This window comes from Nonomuraea sp. NPDC049141, from assembly GCF_040648415.1.
GTDB lineage: Bacteria > Actinomycetota > Actinomycetes > Streptosporangiales > Streptosporangiaceae > Nonomuraea.
In genome coordinates this window covers 288,522-305,105 of sequence record NZ_JBEZDR010000007.1, presented here as the reverse complement: position 1 = coordinate 305,105, position 16,584 = coordinate 288,522, and the positions used below count along the sequence as shown (strand labels likewise).

Here is a 16,584-nt window from a genome sequence, read left to right as displayed (position 1 = left end):
CCGACCCCTCACAGCACCCGCTTGACCGCCTCGGCTATCGCGTGGCGGTCTATGCGGGCGTCTGCCAGCTGTTCCTCCGGTGTCGCCGATCCGGGCAGGTCCCGGACGGCCAGCTTCACCACGCGCGGCCCGAGCTCGCCGACGGCGTCGAGCACGGCGTCGCCCAGCCCGCCCTCCGGCCGGTGGTCCTCCACCGTGATGAGGGTGCCCGTGGTGGTGGCCGCCTCGGTCAGCGTGGCCGTGTCGATCGGCTTGATCGAGTACATGTCGAGCACGCCCACCTGGATGCCCTCCCGGCCCAGCTCGTCGGCCGCGGCCAGCGCCTCGTGCACGGTCACCCCGGCCGCCACGATCGTGGCCCGGTCCTCCGCCGACTGCCGCAGCACACACGAGCCGCCCACGGGGAAGCGCTCGCCCGGCTGGTAGATCACCGGTGTGTCGCCACGGGTGGTGCGCAGGTACGACACCCCGGAGATGTCGGCCATCGCGGCGGTCAGCGCGGCGGTCTGGTTGGCGTCACAGGGGTAGAGCACGGTGCTGCCGTACACCGTGCGCATCATGGCGAGGTCCTCCAGCCCCATCTGCGAGGGGCCGTCCTCGCCGATCGACACGCCGGCGTGCGAGCCGACCAGCCTGATCGACGCCCGGCTCACCCCGGCCATCCTGATGAAGTCGTACGCCCTGGTGAGGAAGGCCGCGAAAGTGGCGGCGTACGGGATCCAGTCCCGCACCTGCAGGCCGACCGCCATCGCGACCAGCTGCTGCTCGGCGATGTAGCACTCGACGAAGCGCTCAGGGAACTCCTTGGCGAACTCCCCGGCCTTGGTGGAGTCGGCCACCTCGCCGTCGACCACGACCACCTCGCCGCGGGCCGCGCCCACGGCGAGGAGCGCCGCGCCGAACCCGGTCCGGGTGGCCACCTTGTCGCCGGCCTTGTACGCGGGCAGCGTCAGTTCGCCGTCGTGGAAGCGGTACGGCTCGCCGGTGGGCTCGGGCGGGAGCACCTCGACCCGCAGGTCCCGCACGCCGCCCAGCTCGCTGATGGCCTTGTCCGGGTCCTTGAGCGGCTTGCCGTGGGCGCCCTCGCGGTTCTCCACCTCCAGGACGCCCTCGCCCTTGCGGGTCTTGGCGAGGATCGCGGTCGGCCGCCGGCGCGTGTTGCAGGCGTCGTTCAGGGCGAAGTCGATCTGCCCTGGATCGTGGCCGTCGATCTCGATCGTGTGCCACCCGAACGCGCCGAACCTGCGGGCATACGCGCCGGTGTCCCAGCCGTGCCTGGTCGGGCCGCGCTGGCCCAGCCGGTTGACGTCCACGATCAGTGTCAGGTTCGCCAGCCCCTCGGTCCCCGCGTGCTCGGCGGCTTCCCAGATGGATCCCTCGGCCAGCTCGCTGTCACCGCAGAGCACCCACACCCGGTACGGCAGGCGCTCCAGCCGACCGGCCGTCGCCACTCCCACCCCGACGGGCAGCCCTTGGCCGAGCGAGCCCGTGGCCACGTCCACCCACGGCAAGTCGGGCGTCGGATGGCCCTCCAGCCGGCTGCCCCGCTTCCTGAACGACAGCAGCTCCTCGTCGCTGATCGCGCCCGCGGCCTTGTACAGCGAGTAGAGCAGCGGCGAGGCGTGACCCTTGGAGAAGATCAGGTGGTCGTTGCCGGGGTTGTCCGGAGCCTTGAAGTCATAGCGCAGGTGGCAGGCGAACAGGACGGCCATCAGGTCGGCCGCCGACATCGACGAGGTCGGGTGGCCGGACCCGGCGGCGGCCGAGCTGCGTACGGAGTCCACACGTAGCTGGGCGGCGAGTTCGGACAGGAAACGCAGATCGCGTTCGGACATCAGGTCCTCCTCGTAGTTGCCCCGCCGCCTACCCCTTCTGGGGTGCTTAACGCTGCCCGGCCCGGGGCTTCCTCAGGTTCTGGCCCGGCGGAAGGCCGCGAGGCCGGTCGCCGTCGCGGCGGCGGCCAGGCCGAACAGCACCATGCGCCGGTGCTGTGACATCCAGAGCTGTGGGCTGCGGGCCTTCGAGCGCTCGTCGAAGCCGCCGTGCGCGCCGTAGTCAAGGTCTTCGTCCGCGGGTTCCCAGAGGTTGGCCACACCGCTGCGCGGCTTCTCGTCCGTCTGCTGGGAGTCCACGCCGGTCCGCGCCAGATAGCGGTCCACCAGGGCGGGCGCGATCCGCTGCGCGAGCAGGGTGGCCGCGGTCGTGACGCCGACCCAGTACTCCTTGCGTTCCGGGTGCTCGGCGGCGTACACGATGCCGTGGGCCGCCACCTCGGGCTGGTAGATCGGCGGCACCGGCTGCGGGTGGCGGCGCAGCTTGCTGAGCACCCAGTCGAACTGGGGTGTGTTCACCGCGGGCAGTTGCACCATGGTGATCTTGATGTTGCTGTGCTCCGCCATCAGCTCGACGCGTACCGACTCGGAGAAGCCCTTGATCGCGTGCTTGGCCCCGCAGTACGCGGACTGCAGGGGGATCGCCCGGTACGACAGGGCCGAGCCGGTCTGTACGATGACGCCCCGGTTGCGGGGACGCATCAGCTCAAGGGCCACCTTGGTCCCCCAGACGTAGCCAAGGTAGGTGACCTGGGTCGTCCGTTCGAACTCCGCAGGGGAGATGTCGGTGAACCGGGCGAACACCGAGGAGAACGCCACGTTGATCCACACGTCGATCGGGCCGATCTCCGCCTCGACGCGTTCGGCCGCCTCCCGTAGCTGGTCATAGTCGGCCACGTCCGCCTCATAGACCTGCCCGCTCCCGCCGGCGGCGCCGACGTCCACGGCCGCGGCGCCCAGGCCGGTCGTCCCGCGGGCGATCAGCGCGACCTTGGCGCCCTTCGCGCCGAGCTCGCGTACCACCGCGCGCCCCACCCCGCCGCTCGCGCCCGTCACCACGACCACGCGTCCGCGCAGGTCGTCGGTGATGTCCGTCTTGGTCATGAGATTCTCGGCACTCTGTGGCGCCATGAAGGTCAACCCGCCTCTCCTGAAGTACCGCGATGCTGTCGCCGGACGGCCAGCACCATGTCGATGACCACGGCGATCGCCGCCACGACGGCGATGCCGGTCATCACCGGGGCCCTGGCGATGACGCCGAGCACCGCGAACGCGAACAGGAACATCAGCAGGAAGGAGCCCACCCTGATGTGCGCCACGTCGCGCGGTGTCGCGGGAACCATCGCGTGGGATCGCTCGTCCTGGCTCTCTTCCCAATCGTCGTTGTTGTTCTCTGGCATGCCGCTCACCTGCCCCCGCCGTTTGCCACTTAACGCCGCGGGTAGCGGCCTCGGAGAAGGAGGAATCTGCGATGGAAGCTCCGCAGTACGTCGCGGCCCGGGTCCAGCGAGCGCTGGCGGAGGACGCGCGCACGCACGAGCTCGGCATCCGCGTCGACATCAGAGGCGATCAGCTGTTCCTGCGCGGCCAGGTGGAGGGGGCCGAACAGCGTGAGCGGCTCGGGGCGGTGGCCCATGAGACCGCGCCGGCCCTGCACCTGCACAACGAGATCAGGGTCGTCGACATCACCGAGCCCGGAGAGGATGAGCACCTTGACTGACCTCCGCATAGCGGCAGTAGGCGACATCCACCTGGGCGAGGACCTGAAGGGCTGGTACCGGAAGCACCTGGAGGGCATCGAGGAGCGCGCCGACGTGCTGATGCTGGCGGGCGACCTGACCCGCCACGGCACGCTGGAGGAGGGCCGGGTGGTGGCCGACGAGTTCCGGGACCTGCCCGTGACCGTCGTGGCCGTGCTCGGCAACCATGACTACCACTCCGACCTGCAGTACGAGATCGCCGGGGAGTTGCGCGACGCCGGGGTCACCGTGCTCGACGACGACGGCGCCGTGCTCCAGTGCGGCGAGACGAAGCTGGGCGTGGTCGGCGGCAAGGGCTTCGGCGGCGGGTTCGCGGGCAAGAGCGCGAGTGAGTTCGGCGAGCGGGAGATCAAGAACTTCGTGGCGCACACCCGCTACATCGCCGAGGCGTGGAAGGTGGCGCTGAAGGAGGTCCAGGCCGACCACCGCGTGGTGCTGTCGCACTACTCGCCGATCAAGGAGACGCTGGAGGGTGAGCCGCCCGAGATCTACCCGTTTCTCGGCAGCTACCTGCTGGCCGAGGCGGTCGACACCGCCGGGGCCGACCTGTTCCTGCACGGGCACGCGCACAAGGGCACCGAGAAGGGCATGACGCCGGGCGGGATCAGGGTGCGCAACGTGGCCCTGCCGGTGCTCGGCAGAGCCTACGGCGTCTACTGCATCGACGACTGCGACTGATCGGCTACAGGACCCGGGCGGCGGCGATGCAGACGTCGTCGTCGGTGCCCCGCCCGTCCAGGTGTGCCAGCACGCAGTCGATCACCTTCTCCGGATCGGCGCAGCCGCACTGGCCCGCGGCCTGGGTCAGGGCGGCGATCCCGGCGTCGAGATCCTGGCCACGCCGTTCGATGACGCCGTCGGTGTAGAGCACCAGGACGTCGTCGGCTTCCAGTTGCGTCGTCGCCAGGCCGTACTCGGCTTTCTCGAAGGCGCCCAGCATGGTGCCGGGCACTCCTTCGAGCAGCTCGGCCTGGCCGTGCCTGATCAGGAGCGGCGGCGGATGGCCGGCGTTCGTCCAGGTCAGCGTGCGGTCCGCGGGGTCGAAGTGGCCGATGATCGCGGTGCCGGTCACGGTCACGCCGTTGTTGGAGTGGACGAGCAGGTCGTTCAGCCAGGTGGTGAGCTGGTTGGCGGGCGCCTGCGTGTAGGCCAGGCCGACCAGTGCCGAGCGCATCTGCAGCATGAGGCTCGCCGCGGCCAGCCCGTGGCCCATGGCGTCGCCGATGCCCAGCAGTACCCTGCCGTTGGGGATGGAACGGGCCTTGAACCAGTCGCCGCCCAGCCGGGCCAGCTCCTCGCTGGGCAGATAGCGCACCCCGATGGACAGGCCGGGCAGCTGCATCAGTCCCCGGCGTACCGGCAGGATCGTGTTCTGGAGCTGCACGGCGATGCGGTGCTCCTCCTCGGCCCGCTCCCGCTGCAGGGAGGCCTGCGCGTGGGCCACGGCCAGGGCCCGCTCCCGGCGGCGGTTCTTGGTCACGTCCTGGACGAGGAAGCGCACCTTGACGGGCAGCCCCTCGGTGTCGAGCACCGGCTCACTGACCACGCTGAGGTGCCGCAGCCCGTGCCGGTGCTGGATGCGGAACTCGGTCTCGACCGCCTCGCTGTGCTCCAGGAGCGTGCGCAACTGGTCGTCCACGACGGGCAGGTCGTCCGGCACCACCACGAGAGGCAGGTCCTCAAGGGGCATCGGCCCTTCGCCGCGCTCCCTGCCGAACATCTCGTACATCTGCGGCGTCCACAGCGTCTGCTGGGTGGCCAGGTTCCACTCGCCCCAGCCCAGCTCGGCCAGCCGTTGCGCTCGCTCCCAGCCGGCGACCAGCACTTCCTCGTCGTCGAGCGCGCACCAGGTGACCAGCAGCCCGCCCTCGATGCGCACCGCGCGGACGCTCATCGTGGCCGGCCAGAGCTGGTGGTGCCGCACCTCGACGAACTCGAGCGGGCCCCGATACAGCGTCTCACCGGTCTCGAAGACGTTCAGGAAGTCGTCGAACAGCCCCGAGCCGGCCGCGCCGGGGCTGGTCTCGATGAGCCGGCGCCCGCGCAGCTCCGCGGCCGTCCGCCCGGCCACGTCGCCGGCGTGCTGGTTGGCCGCCGCGATCAGGAAGTCCACGACGCGGCCCGTGGCGTCGCGGACGGGCGTGAGGAAACAGGCCGAGATGTGCACGGTTTCCAGGACCCCGGTGATCCAGTCGGGCAGCACCGGCGGCTCGGCCGGCCGATCGGGCGGCTTGTCGATCCCCCTGGCGATCTCGACCAGCGCGAGCCCACTGTCCTGGGCCATGCGGGAGAGCTGGTCGGCCGCTTCCGCGGGCCTGATGTTCAGCCGCGTCGCCAGCCGGGCCGTTGCCTCGTCGACGATCGCCTCGTTACGCATTCGGCGACGCAGCCGCGTCAGCAGTTCGCGAATCCCGGCGGCCGCCGCGCCACAGTCGTAGCGGCCGCCGAACGGCGGGTAATTGCTCACATCCTTCCCATTCCCTACCAGAGGACGGGAAAGAGGTGCATACGTTGCGATATTTCAGCAAAAACTAGAAGGTCCACTGGGCCGAACTCGGAGACCGGCCCAGTGGAGTGGACGGTGATCGGGGCGTCGAGCCCCTTACACATTGAAGATGCTGACCCCGCCGGGACCCACCAGGAAGCCGAGAACGATGAGGACGATTCCCCAGAGGAGGTCGCGCCGGGCCAGGATCACGTAGATCCCGGAGATGACGAGTATTACGGCGATGATCCAGAGCAAAGTAGCCATGAGCCGCCTCTGCCCTCACCGATCGGCCTTTAACGTGCCTGCCGCCCTCCGCCTCCGGCTCTACTCCCGGCCTCAGGGTCTACTCGGCGATCGTGCGGGTAGCCGGAGCACATGGGCAGCCATAGTCATGCGGTCACCGATGCCATCCTCGACACACTCAAGCGCGCGAGCTCGGGAATGAAGGACGCCGGGGTGAAGTTCGCCCTGGCGGGCGGGTGCGCCGCCTACGCGCGAGGCGCGGCTCCCTCGTTGCACGACGTCGACTTCGTGCTGACCGAGCACGACGTGCCGGCCGCGCTGGAGGCCCTGCGGGGGATCGGCTTCACGACCGCCAAACCGCCCGAGGACTGGCTGGTCAAGGCGTACGACGAGGACCGGCTGGTCGATCTGATCTTCCGGGTGTCCGACCAGTCGATCACTGACGAACTGCTCGACCGGGCCGAGCCGATGACGGCCTCGGCGGTCATCGTGCCGGTGCTGGAGGCGACCGACCTGGTGATCTCCTGGCTGCTGCCGCTGTCGGAGCACGCCTGCGACTACGGAGCGCTGCTGCCCCAGGTGCGGGCCCTGCGCGAGCAGGTCAACTGGCCCCGGGTGGCCGCCGTGGTGGCCGGATCGCCGTACGCGACCACGTTCCTCACGCTGCTCGAACGTCTGGCCGTACTGGAAGCACCGGTGCGGGCCGACGGTGACCCGCACTGGCCCTGATCCCCGCTCCGTACGCCGAGAGCCGCGCCCCGGTCGGGGCGCGGCTCTCGATTCGTGCGGGGAGCTTAGTGCGGGAAGCGGCCGTAGTAGTCACCCAGCCGCGTCCTGTACTCGGGCTCCTTGAACTTGCCCTCGTCGAACTCGGGCGCGTCCTTGATCTCGGCCTTGGTACGCGAGACGTGGACGTTGCGCTCCTGCGGGTCGATACGTGTGACGACCTTCGCGGGGAGCATGACCTTCTTGCCGAAGATCCACGGTCCGGTGTCGACGATGATGTAGCTCTCGCCGACCTCGTACGTGGCCTCATCGACGGACCCGATCTTCCCGTCCGTCGCCTGGACGTGGTAACCCACGAGGTCCAGGGTCTGTCCGCGGTCGTAGACGTCAGGCTGATAGTTCCAGAGCTCCATCGCTCATCCTCTCTCGGTCTTTCGTCTTTCTCGGGCAGGCATCCCGCTACCCGCTCTGTTTCCGCTAAACACCGCGCTCTCGTATAGCGGCCTTCAATGGGGCGTCAAGTCGGCTGGGTCACCCTCCTCATAACAAAGGAGGACAGATCCATGCGGAACAGGCTGTATGAACTCGACGGGCTCCGGTTGCTGGCGGCGCTCTGCGTGGTGTTCTTTCACTACACGTTCTCTGGGTGGGCCGGTGGTCACAGCCCGGTCGCCTTCCAGGCCGAGAGCGTCTGGTCCAAGTACGGCTACCTGGGTGTGGACCTGTTCTTCATGATCAGCGGATTCGTGGTGCTGATGAGCGCGTGGGGCAGGAGCCCGCGCGAGTTCGCGGTGTCGAGGGCGATCCGGCTCTATCCGGCGTACTGGGTGGGCATCGCCGTCACCACGCTGGTCACGGTGACGCTGGGGGCCGGGGTCTTCTCCGTCTCTTTCGGGCAGGTGCTGGCCAACCTCACGATGTTCCAGGCGGTGCCGGACGTGGCGAACGTCGACGTCGTCTACTGGACGCTGTGGGCGGAGATGCGGTTCTACCTGCTCATTCTGGTGTTCGCCTGGATCGGGATGACCCAGGGGAGGGTGCTGGCGGGGCTGTGGGCGTGGCTGGGGCTGACGCTCGCGGTCGAGGCGGGGGTGCTGCCGCCGATGATCGACCTGGTGGTGCAGTCGGAGTTCGCCCACTACTTCATCGCGGGGATGGCGCTGTTCATGGTCTACAGGTTCGGGCCCAGCAAGCAGATGCTGGTGCTGGTGCCGCTCTGCCTGGGCAACGCCGTCTACCGCGCCATCGGCTACGCGACGGCGGTGGGGGAGCGCTATGCGGTCGAGTACAACCCCGTGGTCATCGCCCTGGTGGTCATGGCGCTCTTCGGGGTCATGACGCTGGTCGCGCTCCGGGTGACGGCGCCGCTGGCCATGCCGTGGCTGGCGACCGCGGGCGCGCTCACGTACCCGCTGTATCTGCTGCACGCGCACGTCGGTTTCATCGTGTTCGAGCGGATCGGCGGGGCGGTCGACAAGTACGTTCTGCTCTTCGGGCTCATCGCGGTGATGTGCGCGGCGGCGTACGCGGTGCACCGTTTCGTCGAACGCCCGCTGGCGCCCGCGCTCAAGCGCCTGATGACTCCCCGGCGGCAGCCGGCGGTGCTGGTCTGAGGTTTCGGAATGGCCAGGTAGCGGATAACATCCGCGTCACAGAAGAAGGGGGACAGGTGAGTCTCGGGTCCGAGTGGGCGCCTCCCGGCGTGGACAGCACCACGGCGAGTGTCGCCCGCGTGCACGACGCGCTCCTGGGCGGCACCGAGAACTTCGCCGTGGACCGGGCCATCGCCCGCCGCCTGAAAGAGGCCGTGCCCGAAGTGGTGAACCTCGTCTGGTGCAACCGGGCCTTCATCGGCCGGGTCGTCGACTTCCTGGTCCGCGAGGCCGGGATCCGGCAGATCATCGACCTGGGCGCCGGGCTGCCGACGATCGAGAACACCCACGAGGTCGCCCAGTTCGCCGACCCGAACGTACGGGTGGTGTACGTCGACTGCGATCCCATGGTCGAGCCGCACGCCCGGGCGATCCTGAACGGGAACGAGCACGCGATGGCGATCACCGAGGACGCCAGGGACGCGGAGGCGGTGCTGCGGCATCCGAGGGTGGCGCGGCTCATCGACTTCTCGCAGCCCGTCGGGCTGATGGCGATCGGGCTGCTGCACCTGTTCTCCGACAAGGAAGACCCGCACGGGCTGGTCAAGCGCTACATGGCCGCGCTGCCGCCCGGGAGTTACCTGGCGGCGTCCAACATGCTGGCCTCGGTGAGCCCGCAGGCGCAGGCGCTGGAGGCCATGCTGCACGTGACGATGGGGACGGGGTACTTCCGGCCGCGGGCGGAGATCGAGCGCTTCTTCGACGGGCTGGTGCTGGAGGAGCCCGGGGTGGTGCACTTTCCGGAGTGGCGGCCTGACGAGCGGTTGCCTGGGCCGTTGGCCACCTGGGAAGAGCTGCTGCTGGGCGGCGTGGCGCGCAAAGCCGCCTGAGTTCCTTGCGCTGGAAACGTGGGTGAATTTGGTGGTTCGTCGGCGCTAGGGTGGTCGTCGTGCCGCATCGACTGATCTGTTCCCCTCCGCCCGCCGAGTAGCGGGCGGCTTTTCCCGATTTTTCCGGATCTGACCAGGTCTGGGAGTGGCTGCTGCCCGCCTTCCGGGCCCTTTCCCACCACTCCATCCGGAGAGATCAGTCATGTCGCACGTCTCCGCGCGGCGGGGCACCTTCTACGTGTCCGTCGCCGCGACCGCCTGGGGCACCGGCGGCGCCGCCGGGTCCCTGCTCTTCCAGTCGGGCGGGCTCAATCCCGTCGACGTCTCGTTCTGGCGCTACCTGCTGGGCGCTGTCTTTTTGTACGCCGCCGCCTGCCTGAGGTCGGTGCTCACCCACCCGACGTCCACCGTCCGTCCCGGGTCTGCCACGACCGGCCCTGCGTCGGCCACGGTCCGCCCTGTGTCGGCCGCCACCCGCACGACGTCGACCACCACCCGCCGGGCGGCAGCAGCCACCCGTCTGAGGTCGGCCGCTGTCCCTCTCACGTCCACCACCATCCGGCCCACAGCAACTCCTGACGGCCTCACATCGGATGTCGTCCGATCGGGGTGGTGGCGTCGGAGCCTTCTCTTTGGTGGTGTCGTCGTGAGACGGGGTCGGGGGTTTCTGCCGGGCCGGGTCGCCGCAGGACAGCGTCGGGGTTCACTGCCGAGCGATGTCGGCGGGGGACGGCGTCGGCGTTCTCTGCCGGGCCGGGTCGGCGGGGGGCGGCGTTCTCCGCTGGGCCGGGTCCGCAGGGGGCGGGGTTCTCTGGCGGGTCGGGCCAACCGGCGGGTCCTGGTCGTCGGTGTCGGGATGGCCGTCTATCAGACCGCCTACTTCGGCGCGATCGCGCAGTCCGGTGTGGCCATCGCCACGGTGGTCACGATGGGCGCCACGCCGGTGTTCACCGCTCTGGGGAGCCGGTTCCTCCTGCGGGAGCACCTGGGCCGCGCCGCCCTCGCCGCGCTGGCCACAGCGCTGGGCGGGCTGTTCCTCCTCACCGGCGAGAGCGCCGTCTCCGCCGAGGACGGGGACGTCGGTGGCGCCCGGCCGGCCGGGATCGCGCTGGCTCTGGTGTCCGCGGCCGGGTACGCCGCCGTGACCCTCTACTCGCGCCGCCACCACGACGACCCCCAGCGCACGGCCATGGGCGGGTTCGCCGTCGCGGCCGTCTGCCTCGCTCCGTTCGCCTTGGCCGGCGGGGTGCTGCCGGAAGCCGGGGTGACTCCTGTCGCCCTGCTGATCTATCTCGGCGCGGTGCCGACCGCACTCGCCTACGCGCTGTTCTTCCGAGCCCTGACCGCGCTCAACGCCACGACCGTCTCGATCATCTCGCTCGGCGAAGCCGTCGGCGCGGCGGTGCTCGGGGTGGTGTTGTTCGGGGAGCGTCTCGCGCCCCTGGCATGGTGCGGGTGCGCGTTGTTGCTGGCGGCCGTGGTGGTGCTGGCCGTACAAGCAGGGCGTATGACCGGCAAGGATTAGCGGTCGCGGAGCGGGGTGGCGATTGCGGCCGTCCTATGAGTTAGGGTCCGGTACGGCGATGCTTGCCGTACCGTCGCTCCGCTCCCCGATTGAGCGCACTTGACACTAAATGGGAACGGCGCTGACAAAGCATGCGTTGGAGGGATTGTGGCGTCGATTTCCGGAATAGTGAGAAACCTCCTGGATCGTCCGGGCGGGGTGAACCTCAGCCCGTACAAAAAGATCGTCAAGGCGGCGGCCGGACGGGCCGAACGCATTGGCGCGCTTGAGGAGCTGCCCGAGCCGAAAATGGATGATCTGGCCGAGTTCTGTGCTGTAGCGCGGGAGGCCGCCGACAGGACGCTCGGGCTCAGGCCGTACGACGTGCAGCTTCTGGGCACGCTCGCCCTCCTCGACGGGCAGATCGCCGAGATGGCGACCGGTGAGGGCAAGACGCTGTCGGGGGCGATGGCCGCGGCCGGGTACGCGCTGCAGGGCAAGCGGGTGCACGTGATGTCCGTCAACGACTACCTGGCCAGGCGCGACGCCGAGTGGATGGCGCCGTTCTACGAGGCGATGGGTGTCACGGTGGGCTGGATCGACCAGAACTCCACACCCGACGAGCGGCGCGCGGCCTATGCGAAGGACGTCACGTACGGACCTGTCAGCGAGATGGGCTTCGACGTGCTGCGCGACCGGCTGCGTACCGACGCGGCGGAGATCATCGTGCCCGCGCCCGAGGTGGCGCTGGTCGACGAGGCCGACTCGGTGCTCGTGGACGAGGCACGGGTGCCGCTGGTCATGGCGGGGGCGGCCGACGAGGGCAGCGCGGTGCCCGAGATGGCGGCGCTGGTCAGGCAGCTGATCCGGGGCTATCACTACGAGATCGACGACCAGGCGCGCAACGTCTACCTGACGACCAAGGGCGCCGACAGCGTCGAGGGCATGCTGGACGTCGAGCTGTACGACGAGAACGAGCCCGGCACGCTGATCGAGCTGAACCTGGCCCTGCACGCCCACGCCCTGCTCACCCGCGACGTCGACTACATCGTGCGTGACGGCAAGGTCCAGCTGATCAACCCGTCGCGCGGCCGGGTGGCCGTACTCCAGCGCTGGCCCGACGGCCTGCAGGCGGCCGTGGAGGCCAAGGAGACGCTGCCGCCCAGCGAGAAGGGCGAGATCCTCGACTCGATCACCGTTCAGGGCCTGATCAAGCGTTATCCGCAGATTTCCGGCATGACCGGCACGGCGGTCGCGGTCAGCGAGCAGCTCGGCGAGTTCTACGGGCTCAAGGTCGCGGTGATCCCGCCCAACCGGCCGTGTGTCCGGCAGGACGCGCCGGACCGTATCTATCCGACCGTTCCGGACAAGGACGCGGCGCTGGTCGAGGAGATCCAGGAGGCGCACGCCACCGGCCGGCCCATCCTCATCGGCACGCTCGACGTGGCCGAGTCGGAGAACCTGGCCAAGCTCCTGCAGCGGCGCGGCATGGAGCCCGTCGTACTCAACGCCAAGAACGACGCGGAAGAGGCCGCGATCATCGCCAAGGCCGGCGAGCGCGACGCCATCACCGTCTCCACGCAGATGGCGGGACGCGGCACCGACATCCGCCTCGGCGAGGGCGTCGCCGAACTGGGCGGCCTGTACGTGATCGGCTCGGGCCGCCACGCGAGCAGCCGCCTCGACGACCAGCTGCGCGGGCGGGCGGGCCGTCAGGGCGATCCCGGCGGTTCGGTGTTCTTCGTCAGCATGCAGGATGACCTCATCACCCAGTTCGTCCCCGACGAGCGGCCGCCCGCGGCCGACGCCGACGGCCTGGTACGCCACCGCCGCGGCGCCTACCTCGTGGGCCATGCCCAGCGGGTCGCCGAGGGCGTGAACCTGGAGATCCACCGCAACACCTGGCGCTACACCCGCCTGCTGGAGCACCAGCGCGAGCTCATCCTGGAGTGGCGCGACAAGGTCCTGCACAGCGACTCGGCGGCCAAGGCGCTGGCCGAGGCCGACCCCGAACGCTGGGCGGCGCTGCCGGAGGACACCCGCGACGAGACGGCCAGGCAGATCGTGCTGCACGCGATCGACCGCTGCTGGACCGAGCACCTGGCGTTCCTGACCGACCTGCGCGAAGGCATCCACCTGCGGGCGCTCGGCCGGATGAGCCCGATCGACGAGTTCCACCGGGAGGCCGTGGCGGAGTACAAGGCGCTGCTGACGGAGGTCGAACGCCGCTCGATGGAGTCGTTCGAGGCGCCGGAGCCCGACCTCAAGCGCCCCACCGCGACCTGGACCTATCTGGTGCAGGACAACCCGTTCGGCACGGAGTGGGACAGGATCCTCAAGCGGGTGACATCCGCCACACGTCGCGGCTAGCCGTACCTGACAGAGGGTGGCAGGTATGCCTGTCACCCTCGAACCATGACAACGAACGCGAAGCTCCTGGCCGTCACCATCGACTGCGCGGAGCCCAAGAGGATGGCCGAGTTCTGGCACCAGGTGACCGGGCTGGACATCCAGTACTCGGAGGACGAGTACGCCGCGGTGGGCGACGGCACGACGAACATCTACTTCGGCCGCGTCCCCGACCGCAAGCCGGTGGAGTGGCCCAGCGCGGACAAGCAGTTCCATCTCGACTTCCGGGTGCCGGATGTGGAGCGGGCTGTGGAGCAGTACATTGCGCTGGGGGCCACCAAGCCCGCGTTCCAGCCCGGCGTGACGGAGGAGAAGGTCGGGTGGATCGTGCTGCAGGATCCGGAGGGGCACGTGTTCTGCGTCTGTCCTGAGCCGTCCTGACCTGTCTTGCGGAAGACCGTGCCGGTACGGCAGGTACGTCCGTGATGAGAGGGATGTTTGGCCTAAAGGATGATTGCAGCACTTAGCTTCCCTCATAAGCTGGTGCAATGCTCTTGGAAGGATCCATGTCCCTGCGTGGGCGACGATGACCTGGGTCGGCCTCGTGATCGCGCTGGCGGGGGCGCTCGGATACGCGTTCGGTGCCGCGCTGCAACAGTTCGAAGCCGTGGCGGAGGGCGCCTCCCTCAGACTGGTGAGGCGCCCTCGCTGGTGGATCGGCGGCGTCATCGGCTTCACCGGCGCGTGCCTGCACGCCGTGGCGCTGAGCCTCGCGCCGCTGGTCGCCGTACAGCCGATCAGCGTGGCCACTCTGGTGTTCGCCGTGCCGCTGGCCGCGCTGATGTACGGCCGCCGCCCGTACAAAGCGGAAATACTAGGCTCCATCGCGGTGGCCGTCGGGTTGCTCTGGCTCATGGTGCTGCTCCCGACGCACAACGTGACGCCGAAACTCGGCGACGGGGCCGCGATCGGGTTCATCGGCGTGATCGGCGTGATCGTCCTCGCCGCCGAACTGATCGCCAACAGACTGCGCGGACCCGGCAAGGCCCTCGTCCTGTCCGTGGGAGCCGGCGCCGTGACCGCGAGCGTGTCGACGTTCGTCCGGGCGGTCGGGGGTGGCATGCAGGGGGACTGGGGCCGGCTGTTGCACTGGTTCACACTCGCCGTGCCCGTGTTGCTGGTCTGCGCGGTCGTGCTGCTGCAACGCTCGTACGCGGTGGGTTACTTCGGTGTCGCGTACGCGGGCGTGCAGGTCATGGACCCGATCACCTCGGTACTCGCGGGCGCGATCCTCCTCGGCGAACCTCTCCCCACCAATCCCTCCACCGCGATCCCCGCTGTGCTGGCGGCCATGCTGACCATCGGCGGAACGATCACACTCAGCCGGTTGTCCCCTGATCACTCCCATCCTGTGCCGGTGGACGCCACCCGAGAATCTCGTTCATTGACCGCAACATCAGATCTGGTGTGAGCCGCGAGGCCACCGCCACCCCCGCGTTCCTGAGTGCGACGGCCACCGGGTTGCGCAGCTTGGTCATCTTGCAGAGGGTCATCGCCATGCGCACCACGCCTGCGGTCCGCTCCAGCCGCGCAGCCGTATAGGCAGCGAGCCGGTCTCTCACGTCGACGGTCCCACCCGCCAGCCACACACCTGCCGGACCCCCGACTGCCAGGCCCCCGGCTGCTGGACCTCCATCTGCCGAAGTCCCGGCCGCTGGACCCGCACCTGCTGGGCCTCCGGCTGCTGGACCTCCATCTGCCGGAGTGCCGGCCGCCGGACCTGCACCTGCTGGGCCTCCGACTGCTGGACCTTCATCTGCCGGAGTGCCGGCCGCTGGACCTGCACCTGCTGGGCCCCCGGCAGCCGGACCTCCATCTGCCGGGGTCCCACCAGCCAGAGTCCTGCCAGACAGTCCCGCGCCTGGGAGGGCCGGATCCGCATTGATGCAGTCGCCGAGGCTGTCCCTGTCCGGGAGGTCGGCACCTGACAGGTTTGCGCCGGCGGGTCTCGTGCCTGTGAGGTTCGGGCCCGTGTTGATGCGGTCGTAGGGGATGTCCCTGGCTGGGAGGTCCGCGCGTGACGGATTTCCGTGGGGGAGGCCGGGAGCCGTATTGGCGCGGCCGCCGAGGCCGTCCCCATCTGACCGGTCCCCGCCTGCGCGATCCTCACCCAGGAGGCGGCCACCGAGGGAAGCCGTACCCGCGTGGAGATCACCTCGGGACCGGAGTTCGCCATCGACCGTGAGTTCCCCGTTGGCGGCGAGGGCGAGGATGATGGCGTCCTCGATGGCCTGGCAGGCGCCCTGGCCGAGGTTCGGGGTCATGGGGTGGGCCGCGTCCCCGATGAGCGCCACCCGGCCTCGGTGCATGGCGGGCAGCGGGGTGTCGAAGTAGTAGAGGTCGTTGCGCAGGATCCGCGCGTTGTCCGACCTGCGGATCAACGCCGGGATCGGATCGTGCCAGCCGCCGAACCTGCGCAACAACTCCTCGCGCTCGTCCGCGTGTACGGCACCGGCGGGTGACAGGTCGGTCGCGTAGTAGTAGACGAGTTCGTCCGTCATCTGATGAGCCCCGAACAACAGGCCCTTGCCCCACGTCTCCGTGCTCTGGAACTCCCGGCCGAGCGCGGGCACGAGCCCCCGCCAGGCGGTGACCCCCGAGTACACGGGACCGGGGTGCTCGGGGAACAGCGCGGCCCGCGTCGCCGAGTGGATGCCGTCGGCGGCCACGATCAGATCGGCCTCCATGTCACCGTCTCCAGTACGTACGATGCCCCTGTCGGCGTCCACGCCGGTGACGGCGGTGTTCAAACGCAGGTGCTCATGGCCCAGACCCTCCACGAGCACATCCACGAGGTCGGCGCGGAGCAGGATGACGACCGAGTCGCCGTACAGCTTCTGCGCCTTGTCCTCGGTGGTGTGCGTCAGCCAGCGCCCGTTCTGATGTCGTACGCCCACCTGACCCTGGATCCTGGACAGCTTGCGCACGCGGTCGCCCAGGCCGATCACGTCGAGTGCCTTCAACGCGTTGGCGGCGACCGCCACGCCGGACCCGACCGGCTCCAGCTTGGGGGCGCATTCGAGCACGATCACGTCCCAGCCCTTGCGACGTAACGCGATCCCCGCGGTCAGCCCGCCGATGCCGCCACCGATCACTACGGCTCTAGCCATGCCCGCCTCCCTAACTACGCCTGTAGTTTG

The 16,584-nt window shown here is 69.4% G+C and carries 17 protein-coding genes; 9 read left to right on the top strand and 8 right to left on the bottom strand.

The features are described 5' to 3' along the window. Positions 1-8: 8 nt before the first annotated feature. From AB0B91_RS22970 to AB0B91_RS22960, 3 genes are all read right to left on the bottom strand, one after another. Positions 9-1,835, bottom strand: a complete 1,827-nt coding sequence (locus AB0B91_RS22970) for a transketolase (RefSeq protein ID WP_358322896.1) — start codon at positions 1,833-1,835, stop codon at positions 9-11. A gap of 72 nt (positions 1,836-1,907) precedes the next feature. Further along, positions 1,908-2,936: an SDR family oxidoreductase gene (locus AB0B91_RS22965; RefSeq protein WP_358322893.1), complete on the bottom strand. Its 1,029-nt coding sequence runs from the start codon at positions 2,934-2,936 to the stop codon at positions 1,908-1,910. 32 nt (positions 2,937-2,968) lie between these two features. Beyond that, the gene (locus tag AB0B91_RS22960; protein ID WP_358322890.1) at positions 2,969-3,232 is read right to left on the bottom strand and encodes a hypothetical protein; all 264 of its coding nucleotides are present in this window, start codon (positions 3,230-3,232) and stop codon (positions 2,969-2,971) included. Positions 3,233-3,303: 71 nt separating this feature from the next. Between AB0B91_RS22960 and AB0B91_RS22955 the strand changes: the two genes are divergently transcribed. Together AB0B91_RS22955 and AB0B91_RS22950 are read left to right on the top strand one after the other, a co-directional pair. Beyond that, positions 3,304-3,552, top strand: a complete 249-nt coding sequence (locus AB0B91_RS22955; RefSeq protein ID WP_219530226.1) for a BON domain-containing protein — start codon at positions 3,304-3,306, stop codon at positions 3,550-3,552. After that, entirely contained in the window at positions 3,545-4,270 is a 726-nt protein-coding gene (locus AB0B91_RS22950; protein ID WP_358322887.1) for a metallophosphoesterase, read from the top strand. The genes AB0B91_RS22955 and AB0B91_RS22950 overlap by 8 nt, the downstream gene beginning before the upstream one ends. Before the next feature lie 4 nt (positions 4,271-4,274). Here AB0B91_RS22950 and AB0B91_RS22945 read toward each other — a convergent pair whose 3' ends face one another. Together AB0B91_RS22945 and AB0B91_RS22940 are read right to left on the bottom strand one after the other, a co-directional pair. Beyond that, complete coding sequence (locus tag AB0B91_RS22945; RefSeq protein ID WP_358322884.1) at positions 4,275-6,059, bottom strand: SpoIIE family protein phosphatase; 1,785 nt, start codon at positions 6,057-6,059, stop codon at positions 4,275-4,277. A 135-nt stretch (positions 6,060-6,194) separates the two neighbouring features. Continuing rightward, a complete protein-coding gene (locus AB0B91_RS22940) occupies positions 6,195-6,344 on the bottom strand; it encodes a GPGG-motif small membrane protein (RefSeq protein ID WP_165959640.1) in 150 nt (49 codons plus the stop codon). A 111-nt stretch (positions 6,345-6,455) separates the two neighbouring features. On the opposite strand from AB0B91_RS22940, the gene AB0B91_RS22935 reads away from it, so the two are divergent. Further along, entirely contained in the window at positions 6,456-7,052 is a 597-nt protein-coding gene (locus tag AB0B91_RS22935) for a nucleotidyltransferase (protein WP_358322881.1), read from the top strand. 65 nt (positions 7,053-7,117) lie between these two features. On the opposite strand, the gene AB0B91_RS22930 is transcribed toward AB0B91_RS22935, so the two are convergent. Beyond that, complete coding sequence (locus AB0B91_RS22930; RefSeq protein ID WP_358322878.1) at positions 7,118-7,462, bottom strand: PRC-barrel domain containing protein; 345 nt, start codon at positions 7,460-7,462, stop codon at positions 7,118-7,120. Between the two features lie 150 nt (positions 7,463-7,612). On the opposite strand from AB0B91_RS22930, the gene AB0B91_RS22925 reads away from it, so the two are divergent. Both AB0B91_RS22925 and AB0B91_RS22920 read left to right on the top strand, forming a co-directional pair. Then, on the top strand, positions 7,613-8,662 hold the full coding sequence (locus AB0B91_RS22925; protein ID WP_358322875.1) for an acyltransferase: 1,050 nt from the start codon (positions 7,613-7,615) through the stop codon (positions 8,660-8,662). Positions 8,663-8,718: 56 nt separating this feature from the next. Then, complete coding sequence (locus AB0B91_RS22920; protein WP_358322872.1) at positions 8,719-9,531, top strand: SAM-dependent methyltransferase; 813 nt, start codon at positions 8,719-8,721, stop codon at positions 9,529-9,531. A gap of 336 nt (positions 9,532-9,867) precedes the next feature. Here the strand turns inward: AB0B91_RS22920 and AB0B91_RS22915 are convergent, their stop codons facing one another. Beyond that, entirely contained in the window at positions 9,868-10,077 is a 210-nt protein-coding gene (locus tag AB0B91_RS22915; protein WP_358323612.1) for a hypothetical protein, read from the bottom strand. Here AB0B91_RS22915 and AB0B91_RS22910 point away from each other — a divergent pair. The 4 genes from AB0B91_RS22910 (at position 9,992) to AB0B91_RS22895 (ending at position 14,855) form a co-directional block, all read left to right on the top strand. Continuing rightward, the gene (locus tag AB0B91_RS22910) at positions 9,992-11,056 is read left to right on the top strand and encodes an EamA family transporter (protein ID WP_358323572.1); all 1,065 of its coding nucleotides are present in this window, start codon (positions 9,992-9,994) and stop codon (positions 11,054-11,056) included. The two genes, AB0B91_RS22915 and AB0B91_RS22910, sit on opposite strands and share 86 nt — an antisense overlap. A 168-nt stretch (positions 11,057-11,224) precedes the next feature. Then, complete coding sequence (gene secA2 / locus AB0B91_RS22905; protein WP_358322869.1) at positions 11,225-13,405, top strand: accessory Sec system translocase SecA2; 2,181 nt, start codon at positions 11,225-11,227, stop codon at positions 13,403-13,405. 45 nt (positions 13,406-13,450) lie between these two features. Then, positions 13,451-13,825, top strand: coding sequence for a VOC family protein (locus AB0B91_RS22900; protein WP_358322866.1), 375 nt, complete (start codon positions 13,451-13,453; stop codon positions 13,823-13,825). Between the two features lie 145 nt (positions 13,826-13,970). Continuing rightward, entirely contained in the window at positions 13,971-14,855 is an 885-nt protein-coding gene (locus AB0B91_RS22895) for a hypothetical protein (protein ID WP_358322863.1), read from the top strand. Here AB0B91_RS22895 and AB0B91_RS22890 read toward each other — a convergent pair. Then, positions 14,764-16,554 (bottom strand): FAD-dependent monooxygenase, encoded by a 1,791-nt coding sequence (locus AB0B91_RS22890; RefSeq protein ID WP_358322860.1) that lies wholly within the window; start codon positions 16,552-16,554, stop codon positions 14,764-14,766. The two genes, AB0B91_RS22895 and AB0B91_RS22890, sit on opposite strands and share 92 nt — an antisense overlap. Between the last annotated feature and the right edge of the window lie 30 nt (positions 16,555-16,584).

Coding starts and splice junctions, on each gene's coding strand:
- AB0B91_RS22970 (WP_358322896.1), bottom strand. CDS start 1,835: ATGTCCGAACGCGATCTGCGTTTCCTGTCCGAACTCGCCGCCCAGCTA.
- AB0B91_RS22965 (WP_358322893.1), bottom strand. CDS start 2,936: ATGACCAAGACGGACATCACCGACGACCTGCGCGGACGCGTGGTCGTG.
- AB0B91_RS22960 (WP_358322890.1), bottom strand. CDS start 3,232: ATGCCAGAGAACAACAACGACGATTGGGAAGAGAGCCAGGACGAGCGA.
- AB0B91_RS22955 (WP_219530226.1), top strand. CDS start 3,304: ATGGAAGCTCCGCAGTACGTCGCGGCCCGGGTCCAGCGAGCGCTGGCG.
- AB0B91_RS22940 (WP_165959640.1), bottom strand. CDS start 6,344: ATGGCTACTTTGCTCTGGATCATCGCCGTAATACTCGTCATCTCCGGG.
- AB0B91_RS22935 (WP_358322881.1), top strand. CDS start 6,456: ATGGGCAGCCATAGTCATGCGGTCACCGATGCCATCCTCGACACACTC.
- AB0B91_RS22930 (WP_358322878.1), bottom strand. CDS start 7,462: ATGGAGCTCTGGAACTATCAGCCTGACGTCTACGACCGCGGACAGACC.
- AB0B91_RS22925 (WP_358322875.1), top strand. CDS start 7,613: ATGCGGAACAGGCTGTATGAACTCGACGGGCTCCGGTTGCTGGCGGCG.
- AB0B91_RS22900 (WP_358322866.1), top strand. CDS start 13,451: ATGACAACGAACGCGAAGCTCCTGGCCGTCACCATCGACTGCGCGGAG.
- AB0B91_RS22895 (WP_358322863.1), top strand. CDS start 13,971: ATGACCTGGGTCGGCCTCGTGATCGCGCTGGCGGGGGCGCTCGGATAC.
- AB0B91_RS22890 (WP_358322860.1), bottom strand. CDS start 16,554: ATGGCTAGAGCCGTAGTGATCGGTGGCGGCATCGGCGGGCTGACCGCG.